This is a genomic window from Pseudoteredinibacter isoporae (assembly GCF_011602085.1).
In the GTDB taxonomy this organism is placed as follows: domain Bacteria; phylum Pseudomonadota; class Gammaproteobacteria; order Pseudomonadales; family Cellvibrionaceae; genus Pseudoteredinibacter; species Pseudoteredinibacter isoporae.
This window is the reverse complement of record NZ_JAAONY010000001.1, coordinates 477,378-500,238: the sequence shown is the minus strand read 5'-3', so window position 1 is coordinate 500,238 and position 22,861 is coordinate 477,378. Positions and strand designations below refer to the sequence as shown.

Genomic DNA, 22,861 nt, shown 5'->3' with positions numbered 1-22,861 from the left:
GATTCAGCGGGCATATTAAAGGATAATCATTGGTTTACAAAAAAGCCCTTGCCAGCCGTTGGAGCCAAGCGCAGATGGGTTATAATTTGAGCAGTATCTACAGGCGCAGACCGAGCAATGATTAATCCATCCAGTAAAGCCACAAATAAAGTTACCACGCTTCTTATTGTGGAAGATGAATTGGCCAGTATGGAATTGCTGTACAGCTATTTTAATCAGCAGCCCTATGAGGTCTATAAAGCGCACAATTGCAGCCAGGCCAGAGAGCTTCTCGCCCAAAAAACCATTGATATTGTGTTATTGGACATCACCTTGCCCGATGGTGACGGCCTTGCGCTGACCCGCGAGATTCGCAGTCGCTCAAACATGGGCATTATTTTAGTGACGCACCGTTCCGATGATATCGATCGCATTGTGGGTCTGGAATTGGGCGCCGATGATTACGTTACCAAGCCCTACAATATTCGTGAGTTGATGGTGCGAGTGAAAAACCTGAGTTCAAGGTTGCACCAGGAAACGCTCAACAATACCCATCAGCTGGGTGAACAAATCAATTTTGACTGCTGGAGCTTCTTGCCGGGCAGACGTTTGTTAATTCATAACGAAGGTCAGGAGGTCAGTTTAACAGAAGGTGAGTACAAGCTTCTGGCTGCACTGTTGGCCAATCCGGGGCTGGTGTTGAGTCGTGACCAACTGATGAACAAAATGCAGCGCCGTGACTGGTATCCAACCGATCGCACCATCGACGTGATGGTTGCTCGCCTGAGAAAAAAACTCAATGATGACAAGGGTTCACCCAAATACATCAGCACTGTTCACGGTGCCGGTTATTTGTTTATTGCCCCCATTGAGTCGGCAGATTCCTGATCGTGCCCTTTAAGTCGCACAAACTTCCTCTTCATCAACGCCTGGCGTTCAAACAAACCAGAAACATTGTTCTGGTTGCCTTTTTGATCGGATTATTGCTTACCGGTGGCCAGTTGACGGCGGATTTTTTTCAACAGCGAAGCAATCACGACAACGATGTGCAGAGAATTCTCAGTACCGCGATTAAATCAGCACAGTTTGCGGCTTACAATCTGGATGATGCCACCGCGGGGGAGATTGTTGCCGGCTTGCTCAATAACCGATTTATTATCAAAGCCAGCATTCAGGATAACTACGGCAATGTATTGGCCAGTGCCAGCAAGGCACCGGAAGAAGTGTCCGATCTTGGGCGATGGTTATTTGGTGATTTACGAAACATCGAAACGTCGCTCCAGCATCAAACTTCTGACAATGTGGGTGCCCTGTATATTCAGGTGGACCCGGCCAATGAAGCGGAAGCGTTTATTCAGCGATCCATGCTGACTTTTGTGTTCGGGATTATCCGCAACATCGTTTTGGCCGCCTGTATCATGCTGGTGTTCTATTTTGGGGTCACCAAATCGATTCTGTTAGCGAGTCAGCAGGTCAGCCGGCCGGAAAAAATTAAAAGCATTGATGTTCCTGAAGCCCACCAGAGAGACGAAATTGGCATGTTGTTGATGGCCTTTAATCAACAACTCAATACCATTGAGCATCAGCATCAACAAATTCTCGCGGCCAATCGAAATCTGGAAGCGCAGGTACTGGAGCGAACTTCCGAACTGAAAAAAGAACAGCAATCGGCCTTGGCGGCCAGCAAAGCCAAGTCGGATTTTTTAGCGGTGATGAGCCATGAAATTCGAACCCCAATGAATGGCATACTGGGCTTGTTAAGAATTCTTTCCGACAGTGGCCTGCCTCAGGCCCAGGCGCAATATGTGGATTCCATTAACGATGCCTGTGAATCATTGTTGAGCTTAATGAACAATGCTCTGGAATACACGCGCAATGAACAAGGCGAGCTGGAACTCAGCGATAAAGTGTTTGATCTGGAAAGGTTGATGAGTTCTATCGTTTTTCTCATGAGTTCATCGGCGAAGAAAAACCAAAACCAGCTCAGCTTTCATGTTGCCAGCGATGTAGAGCGTTATATCGAACTCGATTCCGAAAGGCTGCGACAAGTCATTTTGAATCTGATCAACAATGCCATTAAATTCACGCGCGATGGAGAGATTCATCTTGAGGTGGTTTGTCTGGAGAAAACACCTGAAAAAAGCCTGCTGAAATTTACGGTCAGTGACACAGGTGTCGGCATTGCGGAAGATGCCAAAGAAACCATCTTTGCACCCTATCAGCAAGCCGATAAAAGCATCCATGCCATGTACGGTGGGGCGGGTATGGGCCTGGCGATCTGTAAGGCCATCGTTGAAAAAATGGATGGACGAATCGACTACAGTAGCCGGGAATCCGAAGGGTCTGAATTTTTCTTTGAAGTGCCGGTCAAGAACGCCCAGCAAATGCCTTCTATTGATGAAAAACAACACAAGCAGCCTGCAGCGCCGATGCGGATTCTGGTGGCTGATGATGTGGAAATGAATGTGAATCTGGCGAAATGGTATTTCGAGGAAAACCAGCACAATGTGTTCAGCGCCGGTAACGGTTTGGAAGCGATTACCCTGGCCAAAGAAGAAAATCCCCAGGCCGTGCTGATGGATGTAAATATGCCGAGTCTCGATGGTATCGAAGCAACTCGACAACTGCGTCAGCTGAGTTATTGCGGTTTGATTTATGGCGTTACTGCCCATGTCGATCCACAAACCAAAGCTCGTTGTTTTCAGGCCGGTATGGATGGTGTGATTGAAAAGCCGGTAGATTACCCGGAATTGATTAAACTGCTGGCTGAAGATATTGCCCGTCAAAGCCACGCTCTGGACAATAGCATTGTTCATGAACATTTCAGTAATCTTGGGCTGGAGCCCGCAGCTCAGCTATATGATAAGGCCTTGCAGGAACTGCAAAAGAACATGTCCGAAACAGAAGGCGTGGCGCCTGGAGAGCCGATCAGCAAAGAGCAGCTACACAAACTGAAAGGCTTGGCTGGAAACTTCGGCCTGCGGGCTATGCTCGATTTATTTGAGAGTTTCGCCGATGATGATGGTATATTGAGCCCCGCTACTTATGCGCTGTGGATGAAAACCATGAGAATAACGCAGAGTGCAATCAATCAATATCAGCCGAATAAGATGTAGATAATAATGAAGCGATTACCTCGGCGTTTACCCCGGTGTGTGTTGGCAGCCTTGCTGTCACTGGGAGGCGGACTGGGTGCACCAATCAGTCTTGCAGAACTTGAGCTGGACGTATTAACGGAAAAAACCCCCATTACCTTTCGCAGTCGGGATAATCTCGCCGACGGGCAGGCCACTGAGTTGGTTCAGGAGCTTATCGGCCAGACAGGTTTTGACTACAATTTGTACTTTGTACCCTGGAAGCGTGCGTATCGCCGTGCGGAATCCGAAGCCGACGTCATTATTTACCCACTGGCAAGAACTTCGGTGCGAGAAGACAAATTCCACTGGATTGGGCAAATCACACCCGTTCACTACTACTTGTTTAAATTGCGGGAACGCCGTGACATCTCAGTAAACTCTCTCGATGAAATTAATCGCTATAAGGTTGGCGTAGTTAATTTTCATGCTCACCATGTTTATTTGAGTTCACATGGCATCGACAATGTAGAACAGGTAAATTCCAATCGACAAAACTTTCATAAACTTCTGCGTAAGCGGGTCGAGCTGTTCGCATCCAGTTCTGCGGGTTTACTGACCCTATGTGAAAAAGAAAAGGTAGACTGCAATAAATTTGAACCGGTGATCAAGCTGGAAGGCATCTCGAAAGGGCTTTACATCGCCGCCAGTTTGGATACCGATAAAAATGTGCTTGAACAGCTTAAAGCCAGCTATCAGCGTCTGGAAGAAAACGGCTCCCTGGCGAAGATTATGGGCGAGAGAATGAACAGCCCGGATGAAGATCGCTTTTTAAAAACCTTTTAAGCCCACACACCTCACAGTATGCAGGCTTCATCTGGGTGTGGACTATCGCCTATTCAGCAATGGTTGCCGCACCTGGGCGTCTCGGGTCTGAGGCGCCATAAACAATACCACCTTTGACCAAAATCGATTGAGTGCTGCCAATACCTTTGCTGGTTTTGGTGGTATAGCCCATCTGATTCAGAATCTTCACCGTATCGGCGCTGATGCCGGATTCATAGTTCAGTACATCAGGCAGCCACTGATGATGAATTCTGGGTACCGAAGAAGCCTGAGCAATATTCATATCGTAATCGATCACGTTACTGATGGTTTGCAGAACCGCATTGGCAATTTTACTGCCGCCAGGACTACCGGTAATCATAAAAGGTTTGTCGTTTTTAAAGATAATGGTCGGGGCCATGGAACTCAGCGGGCGCTTACCGGCTTCAATGGCATTAGCTTCCCGCCCGATTAAACCGAAAGCGTTAGGCACGCCGGGTTTTGCCGAGAAATCGTCCATTTCATTATTCAGAATAAAGCCAGCACCCTTTACAACAATGCCAGAACCATAGCTGAAATTCAGGGTGTAGGTATTGGATACGGCATTGCCGTATTGATCAATCACGGAAAAATGTGTGGTGTCAGGGCTCTCTTTAAAGGCTCTAATATTAAGAGGCTTAATTTCAGCCGCACTTTTGGCATGATCCGGATCGATTTTTTCAGCCAGCTGTTTTGCGTACGATTTGCTGGTGATGATGTCGACCGGCACATCGTAAAAATCGGGATCTCCCAAGTGTTCGCTGCGATCGGCAAAGGCAAACTGCATGGCGCTGCTCAGTTGGTGCAAATGTGCGGCGCTGTTGTGGGGGATATTCTGCAGTTGGCTGTTTTCCAGAATATTGAGCATCTGAATAATATGAATACCACTGGCGCTTGGTGGTGGCATGGTCACTAAATCGTATCCGCGATAATTGCCAGTGGCAGCTTTGCGCAGAGCAGGTTTGTAGTTTCTAAGATCGTCTTTGGTGATTAATCCGCCACGCCGCTTGGAATCCTTGACGATAAGATCAGCAGTTTCGCCATGGTAAAAAGACTCGCCATTCGTCAAGGCAATTCTTTCCAGAGTATTGGCGAGATCTTTCTGTATCAGTTTTTCACCCGCTTTGTAAAAACCGCCATCCTTTTTGTAGAAGATATTTTGTCCCGCTTTTGAACGGCTTAATTGAGAGTGGCGTTGTTGCAGTTCCAAGGCCAGTTCTTCGGATAAGACAAAACCTTCTCTAGCCAACTTAATGGCGGGGGCCATAACCTGTATGGGCTTCATGCTGCCATGCTGTTTGAGTGCCAGCAGTAGGCCAGCCACAGTGCCCGGTACGCCAGCACTCTGAAAGCTGTTGCGTGCTTTGTCTTTGTTCACGCTGCCGTCTTTATTCAGAAAGACATCTCTGTGGGCGGCCGCTGGTGCTGTTTCGCGATAATCAATGGCATGGGTATGCTTGCTCTTTGCATCGTGTACCAGCATGAAACCGCCTCCGCCGATGTTACCGGCTTTCGGCAGAGTTACGGCCAGCGCAAAGCCTACAGCGACGGCAGCATCAACGGCATTGCCACCCTGGCGGAGTATATCAACACCGATCTGGCTGGCTCTGGCTTCCTGGCTCGATACCATACCCTTGCGCCCGACAACCGGGTGGAATTGACCAGCTAAATCAATGATCGCTTCTGAGCCATGGGCGGTTTGCGCCAGTGAGCCGGGCACTTGGCTATTGAACAGCAGCACGCTGCTACAGGCGAGAACACAAGCTTTTTTAATCGATATATTCATAATTCATCAGCGGATAAAACGGAAAAAAAGCCCGTAGCAGAGACGGGCGAAAACTCGTATAAACTGCACTCACAGTAGAGATCAAGCATGCGGGTAGCTGCCTCTTTTGCTATACGAGGGTGAGGGGTGGGGCCATTGGGCCCCTAAAACTTCTTACTCACATCAAGATACACGTAACGGCCTCGGGCGGAATGCAGTGCCGGGCTGTAACCTCGTGAAGAATCGAACAACGGTGGCTCTTCGTCGAACAGATTGTTGGCACCCAAACGGATGTTGGTTCTGTCCAGTACGCCACCTTCAAAGCGATAGTTCACATAGGTGTTTACTGTTGTCCAGGATGGGATTTTCAAAATAATGCTTGGATCGTCATCCTGTTTTACGTCCGGGTCGTACACCTTGCCAACGTAACGGGCACTGATGCCTGCACGCCAGTTTTCATTGCGCCAGGTAACACTGGCCTTTGCACGCCAGCGCGGTGTGGCTTCGTCCTGAATACGGGAGCCACTACTGAAAGAAGATACGGAACCGGTAACCAGTGGGTTGTTGGCAACGGCTTGCTGCAGTTCTTCAACCTGTGGTGATGCTTCCTGATCCCACTTGGCGATATAGGCACCGTCAAACTTTAGGGTAAAACTACCAAAGCTGTATTCTTCCGTATCGTAGCTCACGCTCAGGTCAGCACCTTCAATGGTGCGTGGCTGTAAATTCAGGAAGGTATCGTTCACATGCAAGAGGGCACCAACGGCGGCCAGACTGGTACCGTTGGCGGCGTTGTAAGCATCGATTTCAGCTTGATCCTGAGCCGTAACATCAGCACGGATTACGTTGGGGTTGCTGCTGCCGTTCAAACGCATGATCTGATCGAGAATCAGGTGATTGTCGCGACCAAACAGACCCACAACTCCTTCTTGCTCGATACGCCACCAGTCTGCGGTAAACACCAGGCCTTCCAATGGTTCAAGTACAAAACCGAAGGTCAGGTTTTCAGATTCCTCACTCTGCAGGTTTTTGTTACCCAGGCGGCGGGTATTAATTGACTGTGAGCAGGCATCCACATCACTTTCGGCAGTACCCAGCGCTTGACCGGCTGCACAACGAAGGAAGTCACTCTGGTTGTTGTTGAAGCGTTCCTGAACCGTCAAATTCAAAGTTTCCAGATTGGGTGCGCGGAACCCTTTTGAATAGGCGCTGCGAATCTGCAGCCACTCACTCGGGCGCCAGGATAAGGCGAACTTTGGTTTAAGAATATCTTCATCAACATCGGAATAGTTTTCAGCACGTACCGCGATTTGAGCATCCAGGCTTTGTACCAATGGTATTCCCATGGACTCATTTAACAGTGGTACCAAAAATTCAGCATAGGCCGAATACACTTCACGGGCGCCGTAAGTATCCGGTGTGGCGCTTACACCCATCACATCACTGCTGAAGAACTCACCACTCAGCGGGTGGGTAAAAGTGATGGTGCCGTCCAATAGTGGATCGCGATCATCTTTGTAGGTTTCGCGACGCTGCTCGATACCAAAGGCCGCACCGATATCACCACCGGCCCAGGTGACCAGATTTGGTGTCGATGCTTTGAAATCCATACCACTGATTTCAGTTTTGTTTTTGCGTTGGACATTCACAGTGAACTCGGAAGCATCACCGCCACTGCTAGGGTCGCCGTTAGCTGGGTCTGCAAAGTTACCACCGGTAAATGGGTTGTAGGCATCCGGTGTTGAGCGCGAAACGGCCGCGTAGAATTTGCTGCGGCTGACACTCAGCTGACTGTCTTCGGCCTTTGCTGCCGAGCTGTAAGCGGCGGTTTCCCAATCCCAATCGTCCCAGGTTCCACGTAATCCAAACAGGAAGCGGTAAGAGTCACTTTCAGTCTGAATTTTACGAGGACCGGTATCGTACAAACGCAGGCGATCAATTTTTACATCCAAGCCTTCTTCCGGCACATCGTCAGTGCTTAAGCCGGCGAGACGGTTCGGGTTTCCGACGGCCCCAAAGGGGTTGTAGTAGGCCGTTCTCGGAATGTACATTTTGTTCACGTCGGAAATAACGTTCGGGCCAAAGAAGGTATCGTACTCGGATTCGTAGTAAGAACCTTCCGAGAAAAACTCCATACCGTTGTCGAATTCATGGGTGAACGTTGTAAAGAACTGACGGCGTTCCAGGTTTGGAATGATCATACGCAGATCATTAATGTTGTAACGCAGGTCGCTGTTCAGCGTACCGTCGTCGATTTCCAGACCGCCCTGGTAGCTCACACCACCGGAAGCACCTTCGGGCTGTAAATGAAAACGACCGTCACTGCTACGCGCAATGCCAGAAACACCGACGGGCGAAAAGCTGCCGTCGCTGTTCAACTGGCCGAGATTGAATTGCCCCCAGGGTGTAAAGGTCGAGAGGTTACGCAGTGACGTATCACCGACAAACAAAGCTGGTGTACGATCCGTATCGCGGTAGTCACTGCTGTGGGTGTAATCAATTTCCTGCGCAGTAACACCAGAGCGATTGAAATCGCTCGCAAACAAAGTCAGATTGGAAGCGCCTTCATTAAATTCAAAGCCGCCGCGCAGTTGAACCGACGTTTCCCCCAAACTGTTGGAATGTCCGGAACCGTAGCGGGTTTTGATTTCAAAGCCTTCGTAATCGGTATCCAGTACATAATTCACCACACCGGCAATGGCATCGGTACCATAAATTGCTGCAGCACCATCTCGCAGTACTTCCACACGATCAAGACCTGAGGCCGGAATCATGGCGCTGTTTACAAATTGAATGGGTACACCATCGCGAGTTGACGACGAGGGGTTCAGTACCATGCGGCGACCGTTGACCAAAACCAAGGTGCTGTCGGCGCCCAGGCCACGCAAGTTGATCGAGGCCACATCGCCACGAACATTGTTGGACGAAGTACCTTCACTGGAACTGTTGAATTCAACTTGTCCAGCCTGGGGCAATTCGCCGATTAATTCTTCAGTGCTTAAGGCGCCTGCCAAATCCAGATCTTCTTTTCCGAGTTGGCTAACGGGTAGGGCGCCGGCTACATCAACGCCTTTAATGTGGGTACCAGTGACAATGACTTCTTCAAGAGAAGAAGACTCTTGGGCTACTGCAGACCCTGCGCTTAAGCTTGCTAATATGGCAATGCTTAATGGGTGCGGTTTAAACATATGGACTCTCCGGTATCAGGCCGACTTCGGAGCCAGCCTTTATTATTGTTCAGCATCAGGTGACAGCCATTCTGCCGGGAATTCCAATGGGCAAATCCCAGCCATTCCATACTAGCGAGCGTGAGTAAACCAACTGCTGCAAGCCTGTGTGAAGTTGTAACAGCCTGTAAATGAATTGTTACAGACTGCATTACAAGGCGACGGCTGCTGCTCCTGGCCGTCGGCTGTCCGCAGCGCCCTGATAGAGGCCACCATCAATGGCGATCGACTGTGTGCTGCCCATCGTGGCGCCCTTTTTTAAACTGTGGCCCTTATCTTTCAATAGCTTAAGGGTATCCGGGCTGAACCCTGGCTCATGTTCCAGTTTGTAATCCCGTCGTCCCCAGCCTTGGTGAATGCGAGGAAAGCTCGTCGCCTCAGCAACATTCATCTGGTGATCCACAACGTTGGAGATCAACTGCGTAACGGTGGTAATGATTCGACGCCCGCCTGGTGTGCCGGTAACCAGAACCGGTTTTTCGCCTTTGAAGACCAGAGTGGGAGATTGGGTGCTCTTGGTACGCTTGCCCGGAGCGATAGCATTCGGTTCGCGGGGGCTGTCTTTGTAGGCGTCGCTGGGGCGAATCACGAAGTTGTTGATTTGGTTATTCATTAATATGCCGGTACCGGCAATCGTGACCCCGGAACCAAACGAAGCGCTCAGCGTATAAGTGTTGGATACCAGATTGCCTTCACTGTCGGCGATGGAATAGTGGGTGGTGTCGGGTCCAGGGGCTGGGCCCTGCAATACGCTGGCTTCCAGCTTACGGGCGTCCAGGACACTGTTCATTCGGATCGAATCGGCTTTCTGCTTCGCAAGTTTCTTATTCAGCAGCGCCTTGACCGGCACCTCGCTGAAGCGTGGGTCGCCAAGATATTTAAATCGATCGGCATAGGCGTGTTTCATCGCTTCCGCGAGTATATGCAGATTATCTGCCGAACCGGCACCCATGGCACGAATATCGTAGTTTTCCAGAATGTTGAGGATTTGCAGCAAAGGCAGACCGCCCGCGGGTGGTGGCATGGTCAGCACCTGATGATCACGATAGGCGCTGCTCAGGGGCTCAACGATGTGAGCTTGGTAGTTGGCAAGGTCTTTGGCCTGGAAGAAGCCGCCATTGGCTTGCATATCGCCCACAATTTTCGTCGCTAGCTCTCCTTTGTAAAAGGCTTTCTCGCCGTGTTTGGCGACCAGGCGCAGGGATTCGGCAAGATCCTTTTGAATCAGAGTATCGCCCGCCTCCAGATAACCACTGCAGTTTTTGAAAAAGATGCGACAGCTCTCGGGGTTTTGAGTGAGCACCTGGGCTTTCGCTTTTAATGCCCAGGAAAGATCCTGTGTGACTTCGATACCTTCATCGGCCAGTTTAATGGCGGGTTCCAGCAAACTCGCCCAGGCTAATTTCCCTTGGGCTCTATGGGCTGCGTACAAGCCGGAAACGGTACCGGGAACGGTCGATGCCGTATGCCCCAGCCGCGTCTTTTGCCGATCAACCTTGCCTTCGTCGTCGATATAGTCATCCGAGATGACAGCAGAGGGGGCTTCGCCCCGGTAATCAATGGCGCTGGTTTTGCCACTGTCTGCAGAGTACATCAGCATAAAACCGCCACCGCCAAGATTGCCCGCCCGTGGCAAAGTGACGGCCAGCGCAAAGCCAACGGCCACCGCCGCATCGACGGCATTACCACCTTTGGCCAAAATATCGCGCCCGACCTGGCTGGCCACGGCATTTTGACTGACCACCATGCCTTTGTGACTGTTGACGCTGTGATGAATGCTGTCGTATCGAAGGATATAAGTGGAGTTCTTTCCCTGCTTCGGTGGCCAGGCCAGTGCTTGCTTATTGCGGTTGTCCGCAAAGCTGTTATTTGCGGCCATCATGCAGCAGCTGAGCAGAATGGGTGTAGTGATCGATTTCATGATATCCCCCGAGGTACGTTGGCAGATCTACGCTACCGAGAATCGTAGAGGGGAACAAGCATATGAGCTGCTCATTTTGTTAATGATGAGTTAACAAAATGAGCAGCTTTCTTCAGGAGGGGGCAGCCTTGATTGAAGACGCAAAAAACTGGAAGCTAGTTCAACTGCAAAGCTGATTTAATGGTCGTCCAGGATACAGCTTTAAAGTTTTGTGGTTCGCTTGGTAAAACATTGTGGCCGTCTTGCACCACCAGCATGCCTTCCGTAAAAACACCACCAAAGTTTGCACTGCTGACATCCAGACCATCGGTTTCCGATGTGCCATCGATGCCCCGCGCAGCGTTCATGGTAATTCTGAATGAGCCGCGATATTGATAAGGAGCTGTGGTGTCGAACACCGCGTAACTGTTATTGCCCTGGCTCGATACAATCAAATAATCGTTTTGTTCACCCTGATAAATCGCCATACCCTCGACATCGTCATGGAGCGCATCGCCGATTTTATGAATCAGCTTGGGGGTGTCCTGACTGTCGGCTCGGCTGTTGACTACCCAAATACCGGCGTCCTCTTCGCCCATAAACAGCAGTTCCTGTTTTTCATCAACCGTGCAGCCTTCCGGCTGACCAGGCAGGCTGAATTCTCGGCGCAGAGTACCGCTCATGGTTGACGTAGAGCCACTAATTTCATACTGCTGGTATAAGCCGCTTTTATCATTGGCCAGCACATAGGCTTTTTCACCCGACTGGAACATGCATAAGCCGTAAATTTCACTCATGGAGGTGGCAATCTGTCCGGCTTCTGAAACTGTACCGTCAGAGGAAATGTGAAACATGGCAATACTGTTGTTATCTCGCAGGCTGGCTGCGGCAATATCACTGTTGTCATTGCTCAGGGGAACTTGGTAGGCAATGTCGACATTATTAAGCCGACCGCTTCCAATAAACTGACGTTGTTCACCGTTTAGTTGATAACTGTGCAGGCCCGCTGTTTTATTGGTACCCAAAATCAGGGACTGCTCAGGAGCGGCGGCATTAAACCAGATGGCAGGATCGTCTGCGACATCACCGTGTCGAGGCATGGCGAGAGTTTCCATATGTGCAGTAATCTCGACCATGTTTTCTGTGTTCGCTTTGTGCATCGGCAGAGAATAGCTCCAGCGAAACACGTGACCATTTTCATCCACGCTGCTGAAAACAATATTTGATTCGCTTTGTTGCAGGGCGAGTTGTTCGCTTTCTCCGGCATTGTCGAGAACGAAGCGGGCTTTCAACTCACCACTCTGAACCAATGCAACAGAATGATCACTGGGGGAAATGGCAGCAAAACCGCCAGCAATGGCACGGATGCCTGCAATGTCTTCGCCCAGAACTCCGCCCCAGGCTTTACTTAAGGCAATCAGCTTCCGACCTGCTTCGGCTTCGGCCTGGGCTTCATAGGACCAGACGCCGCTGTTTTCTTCGCCGACATAAAGTCGTTGCTCGGAGTCATCCACGCTGCAGAAGCTGCCTGGCGCCGTGGTAAAACTTCTCACAATCCGGGCCGGGCCTTGATCAGCCAATAGCCATTGTTGTGCCCGCCCTTCACCGTCCAGATAAAAACTGAACAGTTGATTAGCGTCTGCGCTCAAGCATAGGCCATCGATATTAAAGCTTGGGCTTGAAAACTGATTGATTCGCTTCAGCTGGCGATTATCAATAGTAAACAGGGTGGGCGTGTTGCGGTTTTTATCCACCAGCAATAAGCGCAGATGACCGCCGATAAAGCGATAGTCGCCGAGTTCAAATTTCCCTTTATATTCGTCAATTGAAGTCCCGCTCTCATCCAGCAAGCGAAGTCCAAAGCTTTCGCTGATGGCCATAGAGAAGCCGGGCACAGTGATCAGTTGTTGGGCATCTTCAATGACAGATGATGATTTAACAGAAATATCCGTTGTATGCTGGCCTGAAAGATGCTGAACATTTTCAGCTGGTGTATTGCTGAGCTGTTCATCACAGGCGCCCAGACCCAGGGAAAGCGCTGCCAAAGCAAGGCTGTTGATAAGGCGTGTACGTTTAAAAAAGGTATATGTTTGCATAACAATCTTCTTAAAATCAGCAACACCGCCGAGCTATAGGGGAGGCTCGACGGCGCTACTGTAAACAATGGAGCTGGAAATATGGGGACTAAAAGTTAGTAATGGTTGCACCTAGTTTGAAGGTCGGACCATAGTCCTCATATTGCGCATTCCAGCGTGGGCTGCTCACATAGGAATAAAACGGTTCATCATTGATGTTGATGGCTTCGAAGAAAATCTGGATATTATCCTGAACAAAGTAACGCGCACTGAAATCCAGCTGGAAGTGATCGTCGACTACAATGTCATTTACCGGGCTCTCGGCATTGATCTCATCCAAATAGTCGGACTTGTAATTGGCCGCCAGGCGCAAACTTAATTTATCGTTGTCGTAACCAATGGTGAAATTACCAGTGGTGTCCGACTGTTGGGGCAGGCGAATGCTGCGCGGACCTTCGATGGTATTGATTTCGGCGTCCGATTCCGCGAGGGTCAGGTTCGCAGAAAGTAGCAAGCCATTAAATGGTTCTGGCAGTTCGTTCAGTTGCTTTGACCAGGCAAATTCCACACCATACAGCTTGGCGTTCTGACCGTTTAACGCGATCTCGGCCTCTTCGATGGTATCGAAGCCGTCCAACTGATCAGTAATGGTGTCGTAAATAAAGGTGTCGATGTCCTTGTAAAACGCGAAGGCGGAAACAACCCCAGCAAAGCCCATGTAATGCTCAACCCCCAAATCCAGATTGCTGGTTTCCCAAGGTTTGAGTTGCGGATTACCGAATGAGCCCTTTTCGCCGTCGTCTTCAAGAATGTAACCCGGGCGCGCCTGCTCAAAAGTCGGGCGAACTACCGAGTTTGTCCAGGCTGCACGTAATTGGGTGTTTTCGCTGACCGAATAACGCAAATGCAGAGCGGGAAGGAAATGTGAGTCTTTACGGCTGGCACGACGCGGCCTGATTTGCTGATCGTCTTCAGCGTCGTCATCGTAGGCAAAACCGCTCGCATCAAAATCCACTTCTTGATAACGCGCACCAAACACCAGACGGAGCTGATCAATATCCATGGTTGCCATGGCGTAAACCGCTCGCAGATCTTCTTCGATGGTCCAGTCTCCCGCGTTGGACTCTTCGATATCCAACTCGCGCTCTTCACCCTGAATCGCTTGTAAAACTTCGCCGGAATTAATACCCGGGCCAAAACGATGCAGTTTGTAATTTACATCGTTGCTGACAAAGTCGCTTAATGGATTCAGTGTTTCTTCCACCTTGTAGACGGTTTCATCAGCCGTTTTCTCACGCTGAGTAAACTTGGCGCCGAATTTCAACGTGGTAGGATTGCCCGCAATTTCTGTTGCTTTGGAAGCATCAAATTTAAAACTGCTGGCTTCATCCTGAGTCTGTGAGGTCGCCAGCTCTACCGATTCAAGGAAGTAGCGACTGGGGTCATAAAAGCTTTCTGGAACAATCGGCCGTGGCTGGCTGCCGTTGCTAAAGCCGACATCGCCTTCAATATGGGCAACAAATTTGGCTTCGGCCATGTGCTCGGGTTCAACTTCTTCGGATTTGCTGTAACCAATATTGTATTCCAGTGTCCAATCGTCCAATTTGTATTCACCACCGAATACAGAAGAATAGATTTTCTGGGTTTCCAAACGTTGTTTCAGCTCTCGAACAGCAATGGGGGTGTCTTCAAATTCATTGCCATCACCGTCGATGTAATCGTCTTCTTTAAGGCTGCCCAGTTCACCGGGTGCCAGGGCATCTTCAAATTCAATAATGTTAGCCAGTCGCTGTTCAGTATCGGTATATTCGCTAAACAGATTGCGCAGATAGATCTGATGATTGTCTGAAATTTTATAGTCAATATTAAAGGCCGCCCCCAGACGTTCGCGGGTGATGTCATAATTACGTTGCTCAAACTCTTCCAGTTTGGCTTCGCCTTTTTCAATTTCCCATTTTCCGCCGGTTTCGATGTTGTTGGAGCCAAACTCCCGATCGAACCAGCTGACGGCTCCGGCAATGGCCAGATTATCGGAGCCCTCACCGACGCTGAAGATGTTACTGGCGCTGGCTGAAAACTTGGGGCTGCTCTCACCGCTCAAGTCGTCATAACTGCCCTCGCTGCTGAAAGAATAAAACAAACCGTCGCGATCAAAACCGGAAACACTTTTTACTTCTACCGACCCACCAATGGCATCGGCGTCCATATCCGGCGTAATGGATTTGGTGACTTCGAGAGTTTCCACCAGGTCGGACGGAATCACATCCAGTGCAACTGCGCGACGATCGGATTCCGGAGACGGTGTGCTCATGCCGTTAATGCTGACAGAGTTCAAATCCGCAGAGAGTCCACGAACGCTGACAAAACGCCCTTCGCCCTGGTCGCGTTCAATGGAAACACCGGGTACACGTTGCAGAGCCTCTGACACATTGGTGTCGGGAAGTTTACCGATGGAATCTGCACTGACTATGCTTTTGATGTTGTCGGCCATGCGCTGCTTTTCCAATGCGCGATTCAAGCTGGCGGCGTTACCAAAAACAATAATTTCTTCCAGTTTTTCATTGTTTTGAGCGACGCTGTTGCTGGCAAACCCGCTGGCGACGATTGAGGTGGCTATTGCCACTGCGAGCTGGCTGGGTAAAAAAGTGTGCTGTGTTGCTTTGGCCATGATGGCTCCCCTTGAACGTGTTCCCGAAGGCTATGGAGCGAACGGTAGGAAGACTATGTGACAGATAGGTGACGCCTGTGTGTCAATGGCAGCGATGGCTAAAAGAATGTGGGCATAAGCGTTTAAAAACGCTGCAACTTGAGCTTTTCAGACCCCCTGATGCCTGGGCGAAGGCATTGATATTGTTTAAAGCGTGAAGAGAAAACCCAAAATTCAGAGTGTTTTTTATAAAAGCATTGAGCTGATCGGCCGAGCGCTTCGTGGTATGCGTTTGGGTTTGTCATAAATGTGTCACGCTGGCCTGCTTTATTGGGTGGATATTAAGAAGGGGCGTGTATGTTTCAACAGTTAAAAAATCATGGCCGCAAGTTGGCGCTGATTTTTGTTCTATTAAATGTCCAGATCTTGAGCACCTTGGCCTTGGGTGACAGCAAAAGCTGGCAGGAAATTGATTGGTTGGATATTGCCGGTGAAGGCGGTGCCGTCTGGCTGTGCCTGGTATGGTTGATAGTGCTGCTGGCGACCCGTCCGGATGGTCCGGTAACCCGTTTGCTGTTTTGGGGTTTTGCCTGTTTCCTGATTGCCAGCGGTCAGGACCTACTCGATGAGGTTGTGCGTCTGCCGGAAGCTACCGTATGGAATCACGCAGTGGAATCCATTCCGATGCCTATTGGTATGCTGCTGATGAGTATCGGGCTTTTGTACTGGTATCACGAGCAGCAGGCATTGAATGAACAATTGCGCAAACGCGAACGACGTTTGCGTGATCATCGCCGACTGGACAAAGTCACAGGGCTTGCTGATGCACAGTATCTGAGCCAGCAACTGGAAACTGAATTGACCGTGGCGCGAGCGGAGGGTTTGCCGACATCGGTACTGATGCTTGATATCGATAAATTTCGGGAAATCAATCGCAATCTCGGCATGGGAGAGGGCGATCGCCTACTGCGCGAGCTGACCGAGCTTTTGCTTTTGAATATACGTCGTCGGGATCTGCTTTGTCGGTATGCCGGCGATCGTTTTGCGATTGTATTGCCTGCGACCTGCCAAACCATGGCCGAATTAATGGCCCGACAGTTGGAAGATGTCTGCCGCCATTTTGCGTTTCGTGCCCGCAACAGTGATCTGGCCCAATTTCATACGGTGAGTACCGGTGTGGCCACCGATGGTCTTGATGTGCAGCTCGATGAAAAAGATCCTGTTGAGCAATTGCTCAGTCGGGCTAACTATCGTCTGGCGAAAGCGAAAGAAGCGCGAGTTCTCAAGGTGGCCTGATGAGCACGGCGTATTCGACATTGAGTGAAAAAACCATTGTTGCCCAGGAGCAACTTCTGGGCATGTTCGAGTTGGCCCAGAGTCGTTCTGTTCACCTTGACAAACTGCTGCGTGGAACCGGTATCTTCGCCCTGGACATTGAACAACGGGAACAAACCATTTCGCCCCGACAGCTGCTTCTGCTGTACCAAAATGCTCGACGATATTTTCCGGTGGATGATTGCAGTTTTTTATTGGGGCAGTATTTATTGCCGGGCAATCATCCGCAGTTCAGTCGTGCTGTACTGGCATCGCCAACGGTTCAGGACGTATTTGAATTGCTGCTGGCTTATGCTCAGTTGGCGTTACCCCTGATCGATTTTCGCGCCTATTACAGTGACAGCGATTTATATGTTCAACTGTTGAGTGCTGATGTCGACGATTATCAGCATGATTTTTTACTTGAGGCCGTGAGCAGTGCCTGTCTTTCTCTCTGTCGCTGGTTAGGTGCAGATACCAGCAGTTGGCAATATCTGCATGCGTTCAAAGCACCGGCTTATCGAGAACAATATCTTGTTCACTACGGGACTCGCCCACACTTCGGTGCCCATATTAATGCCATTGTGATTCCAAGAGATAGTTTGCACCAAGTATTGCCACGGGGTTCGCGAGCGCAGTTTGACATGGCCTTTGAAGCTTGTGAATTGAGTTTCATGGAGCATGAGCGGACACCACACCGCAGTTTGGCATTAGCGGTTTATGACCGATTGCAGGCGCACATTACGCATCCTCCGAGCCTGGAACAACTGGCCGAATATTTCGACATGAGTGTGGCAACCTTTAAGCGTTATTTGAAAGCCGAAGGCCGCAGTTACCAGCAGTTGCTGGACAGTGTTCGTCGGCATCAGGCCATTTATTACCTTCACAGTGGTCAGCTGAACACCGAGCAGATCGCGGCTCAATTGAATTATCACGATAAGCACAATTTCAAACGTTCCTTCAAACGTTGGACAGGACTTAACCCGGCGGCTTATTTCTCCAACTGATTTCGGCTAAAATAGGGGTATTACCTCGGCACGATGAGACCCCAGAGACATGAATTCCAATCCCCTGTTGCAAGACAATCTCTTGCCACCGTTTTCCAAAATTGAGAATGAGCATATCGAGACCGCGATCAGCTCGCTGATTGATCAATCCAAGTCTGAACTGGAAGCGCAGCTGAATCACCTCGGGGACCAGCCCAGCTGGAGTTCTCTTGTGGAGCCCTTGGAAGCGCGTTCTGATCGCCTCTCCAAAGCCTGGTCTCCAGTGAGCCATATGCATTCCGTGGTGAATAACGATGGCTTGCGCGAGGCTTACCAGGCCTGCATCGGTAAACTGACAGAGTACAGCACCGGTCTGGGCCAAAATGAAGCGCTGTTCAACGCTTATCAGCAGCTGGCTGAGGGTGAACAATACGAACAGCTCAGCGCCGCGCAAAAGAGCACCATCGAGCAGGCCTTGAGGGATTTTAAATTGGCCGGTGTGAGTTTATCGAAACAAGATAAGGCTCGCTTCGGGGAAATCAAATCCCGCCTCTCTGAATTGAGTACCCAGTTCTCCAACAATGTTATGGATGCAAACCAGGCTTGGTACTTCCATACTGAAGACGAGGCCATGCTGGTAGGCTTGCCGCAGATGCAGCGTGATATCGCGAAGCAAAGTGCGGAAACAAAATCTCTTTCGGGGTTTGTATTAACGCTGGATATTCCGTCCTATCTGAGCGTAATGCAATATGCGGATCGCCGTGATTTGCGTGAAACCCTGTACCGAGCTTACGTTAGCCGAGCCAGTGAAAACACGGTTCGCTTGAACGATGAAGAAGGCCCTTGGGATAACGCCCCTCTGATTGCAGAGACCCTACAGCTACGTCATCAATTGGCCGAATTGCTGGGCTTTAGTAACTACGCTGAGCTGTCCATCGCCAGAAAGATGGCCAAGCAGACGGATGAAGTGGTGGATTTTCTGCGAGAGCTGGCCAGCAGCAGCCGCAAGGTGGCCGAGCAGGATTTGAAGGAGTTGCAGGAATTTGCCGCTGAACAGGGTTTACAGGGCGAGCTGCAGGCCTGGGATTTAAACTACTACGGCGAAAAGCTTAAACAGGAAAAGTTCGATGTATCCGATGAAGCTTTGAGGCCATATTTCCCGGCACCTGTGGTGATCAAGGGGTTGTTTGATATTGTCCATAAGCTCTTTGATATAGAGATCTTTGAAGAGCCGGATGCCGATCTCTGGCATGAGGATGTGAAGTTTTTCCGTATTGAAAAATCCGGTCAGGTATTGGCTCGTTTTTATCTGGATCTCTATGCCAGGGAACACAAACGCGGCGGCGCCTGGATGGATGAATGCCGTGTGCGTCGTCAAACAGAAAATGGGCTTCAGCTTCCGGTTGCTTATCTGGTGTGTAACTTTACCGCGCCAGTTGGTGATAAGCCGGCCTTGCTCAGCCACGATGAAGTGACGACTTTATTCCACGAGTTTGGTCATGGCCTGCATCATATGCTGACGGAGATTGATGTTGCTGCGGTCAGTGGTATTAACGGTGTGCCTTGGGATGCTGTGGAACTGCCCAGTCAGTTTCTGGAAAACTGGTGTTGGCAGGCGGAATCCATTGCGATGATTTCTTCCCATTATGAAACCGGAGAAAGTTTGCCCCAGGATATGTTGGACAAGTTACTGGCGGCGAAAAACTTCCAGGCGGGTTTGCAAATGCTGCGCCAGATAGAGTTCGCTCTGTTCGATTTTCTGTTACACAAGGATTATCAGGCGAACTCACCTGAAGATCCGCAAGCCGTGTTGAATAAGGTTCGCGATGAAATTGCCCTAATCAAACCGCCGACCTTCAATAAATTCCAAAATGGTTTTTCTCATATTTTTGCGGGCGGTTACGCAGCGGGTTACTATAGTTATAAATGGGCTGAAGTTTTGTCGGCCGATGCCTTTTCCTATTTTGAAGAGAAGGGGATTTTCAGTGCAGAAGCCGGACAGTGGTTTCTGGAAACCATTTTGAGTCGTGGCGGCAGTGAAGACATTGCTGATTTGTACGAGCGCTTTCGCGGCCGTGCGCCAAGCAGTTCAGCCTTGTTACGCCACAACGGCATGGCTTAGGAGTCGTTATGAATAAGCGATTTATTGCCGGTGCAGTTTGCCCAAAGTGTTCCAAGATGGACAAAATCGTGATGTACAAGAAAGACGATAACGATTGGCGTGAGTGCGTGTCCTGTGGCTATAAAGACAAAATGAACTTTCAAACTCAAACCCGTGAGTTGGAAACTCGAGTCAATGTGACCGAAGAGGAAAAGCAGGATCAACTCCAGGTGATTCAGATTGAACCTCTGGGTAAAAAACACTAAGAGTTGTTAACCGTTTGGATTAACGCTGCAAGGCCAGGTGAACGGAATTTTCCGTTTTTGATGTCTCGTTTTCCTGAGCGTTGTTTTGGTTGTATTTTTGAGCGTCAACATACAGCATCAGGGAATGTTTGCTGAACAGAGCGTCCTGGCTGATAAGCATTTCCACTGAATAATGCACGGCCAGGTCGAGTTCATTGGCCAGGGTTTCGCCGATCAGAAAATGCATCACAACATTGTCTTCAGTATTATCAATTGGCGATATCGAAACACCAGCGTTTGAAAGAAATCGGTCATTCACTTCTTCAATCAGGCGATGGGTGAGATACGCAGCATCCATAATTTTCAGCAAACCCCGATGACTTGCGGTGATTTCCAGAGGCTGCAAAAAATAATCAATGGCGATATTCAAAAACGCTTCGAGTTCATCTTCAACGCCCGCTGCGACGGAAATTTTATGGAAGTGATCGAGTACCTCGGGGACTTGTTGGATATAACGATGAACAAACTGTTGCAGTAGCTCTACCTGGTCACCATCCGCAAAGCCGATGCTGCGATGCATCGTTTTTGCTCGGCTAGCGAGAAAACGATGCAAGCTAACATCGTTCATACTCTCGCTGAGGGCAATATCAATCGCCTGCCTTAGCTCGGATAGTGGAACCAGTTCGTCATTCATTATCAGTAGTTCTTTTCGTAAATCTTGCTGCTGACGATGTCATCTCAATCAGATAAACATAGACTCAAATTCAAACAAATCAAACGATAGGGCTGATCTTGCGTAATGCGCGGTCGCTCTCAGGGCGTACTGTTAAGTATAGACAATGCTGCTGTCTTTTATTTCCCTTTAATTGACTAATCCCCAATTGGAGCGCTGACGATAACAGAACATTAATGCCAAAAAAACGCCTCTAGCGCCATTGAAGGCACAAAATGACAACCACAGGCCGTGGTTCCCCAATCCCTGACTCAACCACCAAATGGGCAGAAATACGGCAAATGAGGACAGAATCATCGTGATTTGCATATCAAAAGTATGCGCGGTTCCAATAAAGACCCCATCCAGGAAATAGCAGGTGGCCGATACCAGAGGCAGCAGCAGGACCCAGGGGTAATAATGAATGACCTGTTGTTGCAGCATGGGATCGTCGCTGAACAGCTGAATTAAGGGTGTCTGGCCTGTGTGGAAGAGCAGAACAATAAACACGGCGATAATGAGCGACCAAAAGCCGGTACTCAGACAGGCTTCTTTAAACAGTTCGGGACTTTTTTCTCCCATGGCTTTGCCAACCAGCGCCTCTGTGGCATGGGCAAATCCGTCGAGAGCATAGGATGAGAGGTGCACCAGCTGAAGCAAAATAGCATTTGCTGCCAAAATCAACGGGCCCTGCGCTGCGCCCTGGGCTGTAAAGAAGCTGAGGCTGCCCAGCAAAACCAGGGTTCGCACGAATAAATGCCGATTAACCTGAAGCAGTTCTCTATAGGGGGCAAGCTGAGTGAGTAGGGCGAAGGAAAACGGTGAGTCTGAAAACTGTTTAAGCTGTTTGAATGCGAAATAAAGCCCCAGCATGAGATTGGTAGCATCCCCCAGTAGGCTGGCCAAGGCTGCACCTCGGCTTCCCATATCCCAATACAGAACAAAGACTACATCTCCAACGATATTCACGGCATTCGCGGCGACCGCCATATATAGAGGAACGCGGGTATTTTGCAGGCCGATAAACCAGCCGATAATACCGTAGGACAATAGCACCGCCGGCGCGGCCAGCAGTCGAATCTGAATGTACTCCTGGCTGAGTTCGCCAAGCTGTTGATCACTTTGCATCAAGGCCACTGCCAAGGGCACCAGCAGGGGGGAAAACAGCACAATCAGGAAGCCAATACCCAGGGCCAGCAAGCTGGACTGTCCGAACAACAGCTTTAACTGTGGGTGTTGTCCGGCGCCATAAGCCCTCGCTGCCAAACTGGTGGTTCCCATCCGCAAAAAGCCAAAAGCCCAGAGTAAAAAACTGACAACAGAAGCACCTACGGCAACCGCGGCGAGATAATCAGGCGTATCCAAATGACCCAAAATGGCGGTATCGACCAGGCCAAACAGGGGAACGCTGATGCTGGAGATCAGCATTGGAATGGCAAGATTAAAAACCTTACGGTGTGCAAGTGTATTTCTCAAAAAATTCTCCAAACAACTTTGAACGTGCGAAATTTAGTCATTAATGTCGTTAATTATACGATTATTAGTGCAGTCGAATATAAATTGATCGCTATAGCAAAACGAGATCAAAGGCCTTTTCTAAAGGAATTAATTAAATATCAAACATTGACATTGTGTTGATGCTGTGGCCTTCTAGGGCTGCTGTCGTTGCGACGATTTGTCGCACAGCATTGGTTCTGCCTTCTGGAAAACAACGGTTTGGGGTTTTGCCGGGAGTTATGTAGTCCGCTTTATTGAAAGCGAGTTAACCGCCACGCAGCAGTAAAAATAATAAACCATAAAGCAACACTTAGTTGCTAACAGTGTATATAGCCGACACTGATGCAGTTCTTTGTTCTCCAGTTGGTCGTAGTTGAAATAACAACTGCTCCGGACCAATGGGGGTGCCGATTCCCGGTGATATAAAGCCGGGCCGCGTTATTTAGGCATCTCCAGAAGTAGTAATAAAAATGTA

At 49.6% G+C, this 22,861-nt stretch carries 14 protein-coding genes; 7 read left to right on the top strand and 7 right to left on the bottom strand.

Translation table 11 applies throughout. The features are described 5' to 3' along the window. Nucleotides 1–117 precede the first annotated feature (117 nt). The 3 genes from G8768_RS02120 to G8768_RS02110 are packed head-to-tail and all read left to right on the top strand — an operon-like array spanning nt 118 to nt 3,899. Entirely contained in the window at nt 118–867 is a 750-nt protein-coding gene (locus G8768_RS02120; protein ID WP_166852096.1) for a response regulator, read from the top strand. Between the two features lie 2 nt (nt 868–869). After that, the gene (locus G8768_RS20920; RefSeq protein WP_166852099.1) at nt 870–3,095 is read left to right on the top strand and encodes an ATP-binding protein; all 2,226 of its coding nucleotides are present in this window, start codon (nt 870–872) and stop codon (nt 3,093–3,095) included. Between the two features lie 6 nt (nt 3,096–3,101). Further along, nucleotides 3,102–3,899, top strand: coding sequence for a substrate-binding periplasmic protein (locus G8768_RS02110; RefSeq protein WP_166852102.1), 798 nt, complete (start codon nt 3,102–3,104; stop codon nt 3,897–3,899). A 49-nt stretch (nt 3,900–3,948) separates the two neighbouring features. Here the strand turns inward: G8768_RS02110 and ggt (G8768_RS02105) are convergent, their stop codons facing one another. From ggt (G8768_RS02105) to G8768_RS02085, 5 genes are all read right to left on the bottom strand, one after another. Beyond that, nucleotides 3,949–5,703 (bottom strand): gamma-glutamyltransferase, encoded by a 1,755-nt coding sequence (gene ggt, locus G8768_RS02105; protein ID WP_166852105.1) that lies wholly within the window; start codon nt 5,701–5,703, stop codon nt 3,949–3,951. A 143-nt stretch (nt 5,704–5,846) separates the two neighbouring features. Continuing rightward, nucleotides 5,847–8,870 (bottom strand): TonB-dependent receptor domain-containing protein, encoded by a 3,024-nt coding sequence (locus tag G8768_RS02100; RefSeq protein WP_166852108.1) that lies wholly within the window; start codon nt 8,868–8,870, stop codon nt 5,847–5,849. Nucleotides 8,871–9,060: 190 nt separating this feature from the next. Next, the gene (gene ggt, locus G8768_RS02095; protein WP_166852111.1) at nt 9,061–10,830 is read right to left on the bottom strand and encodes a gamma-glutamyltransferase; all 1,770 of its coding nucleotides are present in this window, start codon (nt 10,828–10,830) and stop codon (nt 9,061–9,063) included. A gap of 155 nt (nt 10,831–10,985) precedes the next feature. Then, nucleotides 10,986–12,905 (bottom strand): phytase, encoded by a 1,920-nt coding sequence (locus tag G8768_RS02090; protein ID WP_166852115.1) that lies wholly within the window; start codon nt 12,903–12,905, stop codon nt 10,986–10,988. Nucleotides 12,906–12,993: 88 nt separating this feature from the next. Beyond that, a complete protein-coding gene (locus G8768_RS02085) occupies nt 12,994–15,552 on the bottom strand; it encodes a TonB-dependent receptor (protein WP_166852118.1) in 2,559 nt (852 codons plus the stop codon). A 336-nt stretch (nt 15,553–15,888) separates the two neighbouring features. Between G8768_RS02085 and G8768_RS02080 the strand changes: the two genes are divergently transcribed. From G8768_RS02080 to G8768_RS02065, 4 genes are read left to right on the top strand one after another with little or no spacing between them, the layout of a single operon-like run. After that, a complete protein-coding gene (locus G8768_RS02080; RefSeq protein ID WP_166852138.1) occupies nt 15,889–16,827 on the top strand; it encodes a diguanylate cyclase domain-containing protein in 939 nt (312 codons plus the stop codon). Next, complete coding sequence (locus G8768_RS02075; RefSeq protein WP_166852141.1) at nt 16,827–17,852, top strand: AraC family transcriptional regulator; 1,026 nt, start codon at nt 16,827–16,829, stop codon at nt 17,850–17,852. Before G8768_RS02080 ends, G8768_RS02075 begins: the two co-directional genes overlap by 1 nt. A 49-nt stretch (nt 17,853–17,901) precedes the next feature. Further along, entirely contained in the window at nt 17,902–19,953 is a 2,052-nt protein-coding gene (locus tag G8768_RS02070) for a M3 family metallopeptidase (RefSeq protein WP_166852144.1), read from the top strand. Nucleotides 19,954–19,961: 8 nt separating this feature from the next. After that, entirely contained in the window at nt 19,962–20,198 is a 237-nt protein-coding gene (locus G8768_RS02065) for a YheV family putative zinc ribbon protein (protein WP_166852147.1), read from the top strand. Nucleotides 20,199–20,217: 19 nt separating this feature from the next. Here the strand turns inward: G8768_RS02065 and G8768_RS02060 are convergent, their stop codons facing one another. Together G8768_RS02060 and G8768_RS02055 are read right to left on the bottom strand one after the other, a co-directional pair. Then, a complete protein-coding gene (locus G8768_RS02060; protein ID WP_166852150.1) occupies nt 20,218–20,871 on the bottom strand; it encodes a hypothetical protein in 654 nt (217 codons plus the stop codon). 168 nt (nt 20,872–21,039) lie between these two features. Next, entirely contained in the window at nt 21,040–22,365 is a 1,326-nt protein-coding gene (locus tag G8768_RS02055; RefSeq protein WP_166852153.1) for an MATE family efflux transporter, read from the bottom strand. Nucleotides 22,366–22,861: the final 496 nt, after the last annotated feature.

Excerpts from the sequence above, each read along its gene's own strand:
- G8768_RS02120 (WP_166852096.1), top strand. The coding sequence starts at position 118 with ATGATTAATCCATCCAGTAAAGCCACAAATAAAGTTACCACGCTTCTT.
- G8768_RS02100 (WP_166852108.1), bottom strand. The coding sequence starts at position 8,870 with ATGTTTAAACCGCACCCATTAAGCATTGCCATATTAGCAAGCTTAAGC.
- G8768_RS02065 (WP_166852147.1), top strand. The coding sequence starts at position 19,962 with ATGAATAAGCGATTTATTGCCGGTGCAGTTTGCCCAAAGTGTTCCAAG.
- G8768_RS02110 (WP_166852102.1), top strand. The coding sequence starts at position 3,102 with ATGAAGCGATTACCTCGGCGTTTACCCCGGTGTGTGTTGGCAGCCTTG.
- G8768_RS02075 (WP_166852141.1), top strand. The coding sequence starts at position 16,827 with ATGAGCACGGCGTATTCGACATTGAGTGAAAAAACCATTGTTGCCCAG.
- ggt (WP_166852111.1), bottom strand. The coding sequence starts at position 10,830 with ATGAAATCGATCACTACACCCATTCTGCTCAGCTGCTGCATGATGGCC.
- G8768_RS02085 (WP_166852118.1), bottom strand. The coding sequence starts at position 15,552 with ATGGCCAAAGCAACACAGCACACTTTTTTACCCAGCCAGCTCGCAGTG.
- G8768_RS02090 (WP_166852115.1), bottom strand. The coding sequence starts at position 12,905 with ATGCAAACATATACCTTTTTTAAACGTACACGCCTTATCAACAGCCTT.
- G8768_RS02080 (WP_166852138.1), top strand. The coding sequence starts at position 15,889 with ATGTTTCAACAGTTAAAAAATCATGGCCGCAAGTTGGCGCTGATTTTT.
- G8768_RS02060 (WP_166852150.1), bottom strand. The coding sequence starts at position 20,871 with ATGAATGACGAACTGGTTCCACTATCCGAGCTAAGGCAGGCGATTGAT.
- ggt (WP_166852105.1), bottom strand. The coding sequence starts at position 5,703 with ATGAATATATCGATTAAAAAAGCTTGTGTTCTCGCCTGTAGCAGCGTG.
- G8768_RS02070 (WP_166852144.1), top strand. The coding sequence starts at position 17,902 with ATGAATTCCAATCCCCTGTTGCAAGACAATCTCTTGCCACCGTTTTCC.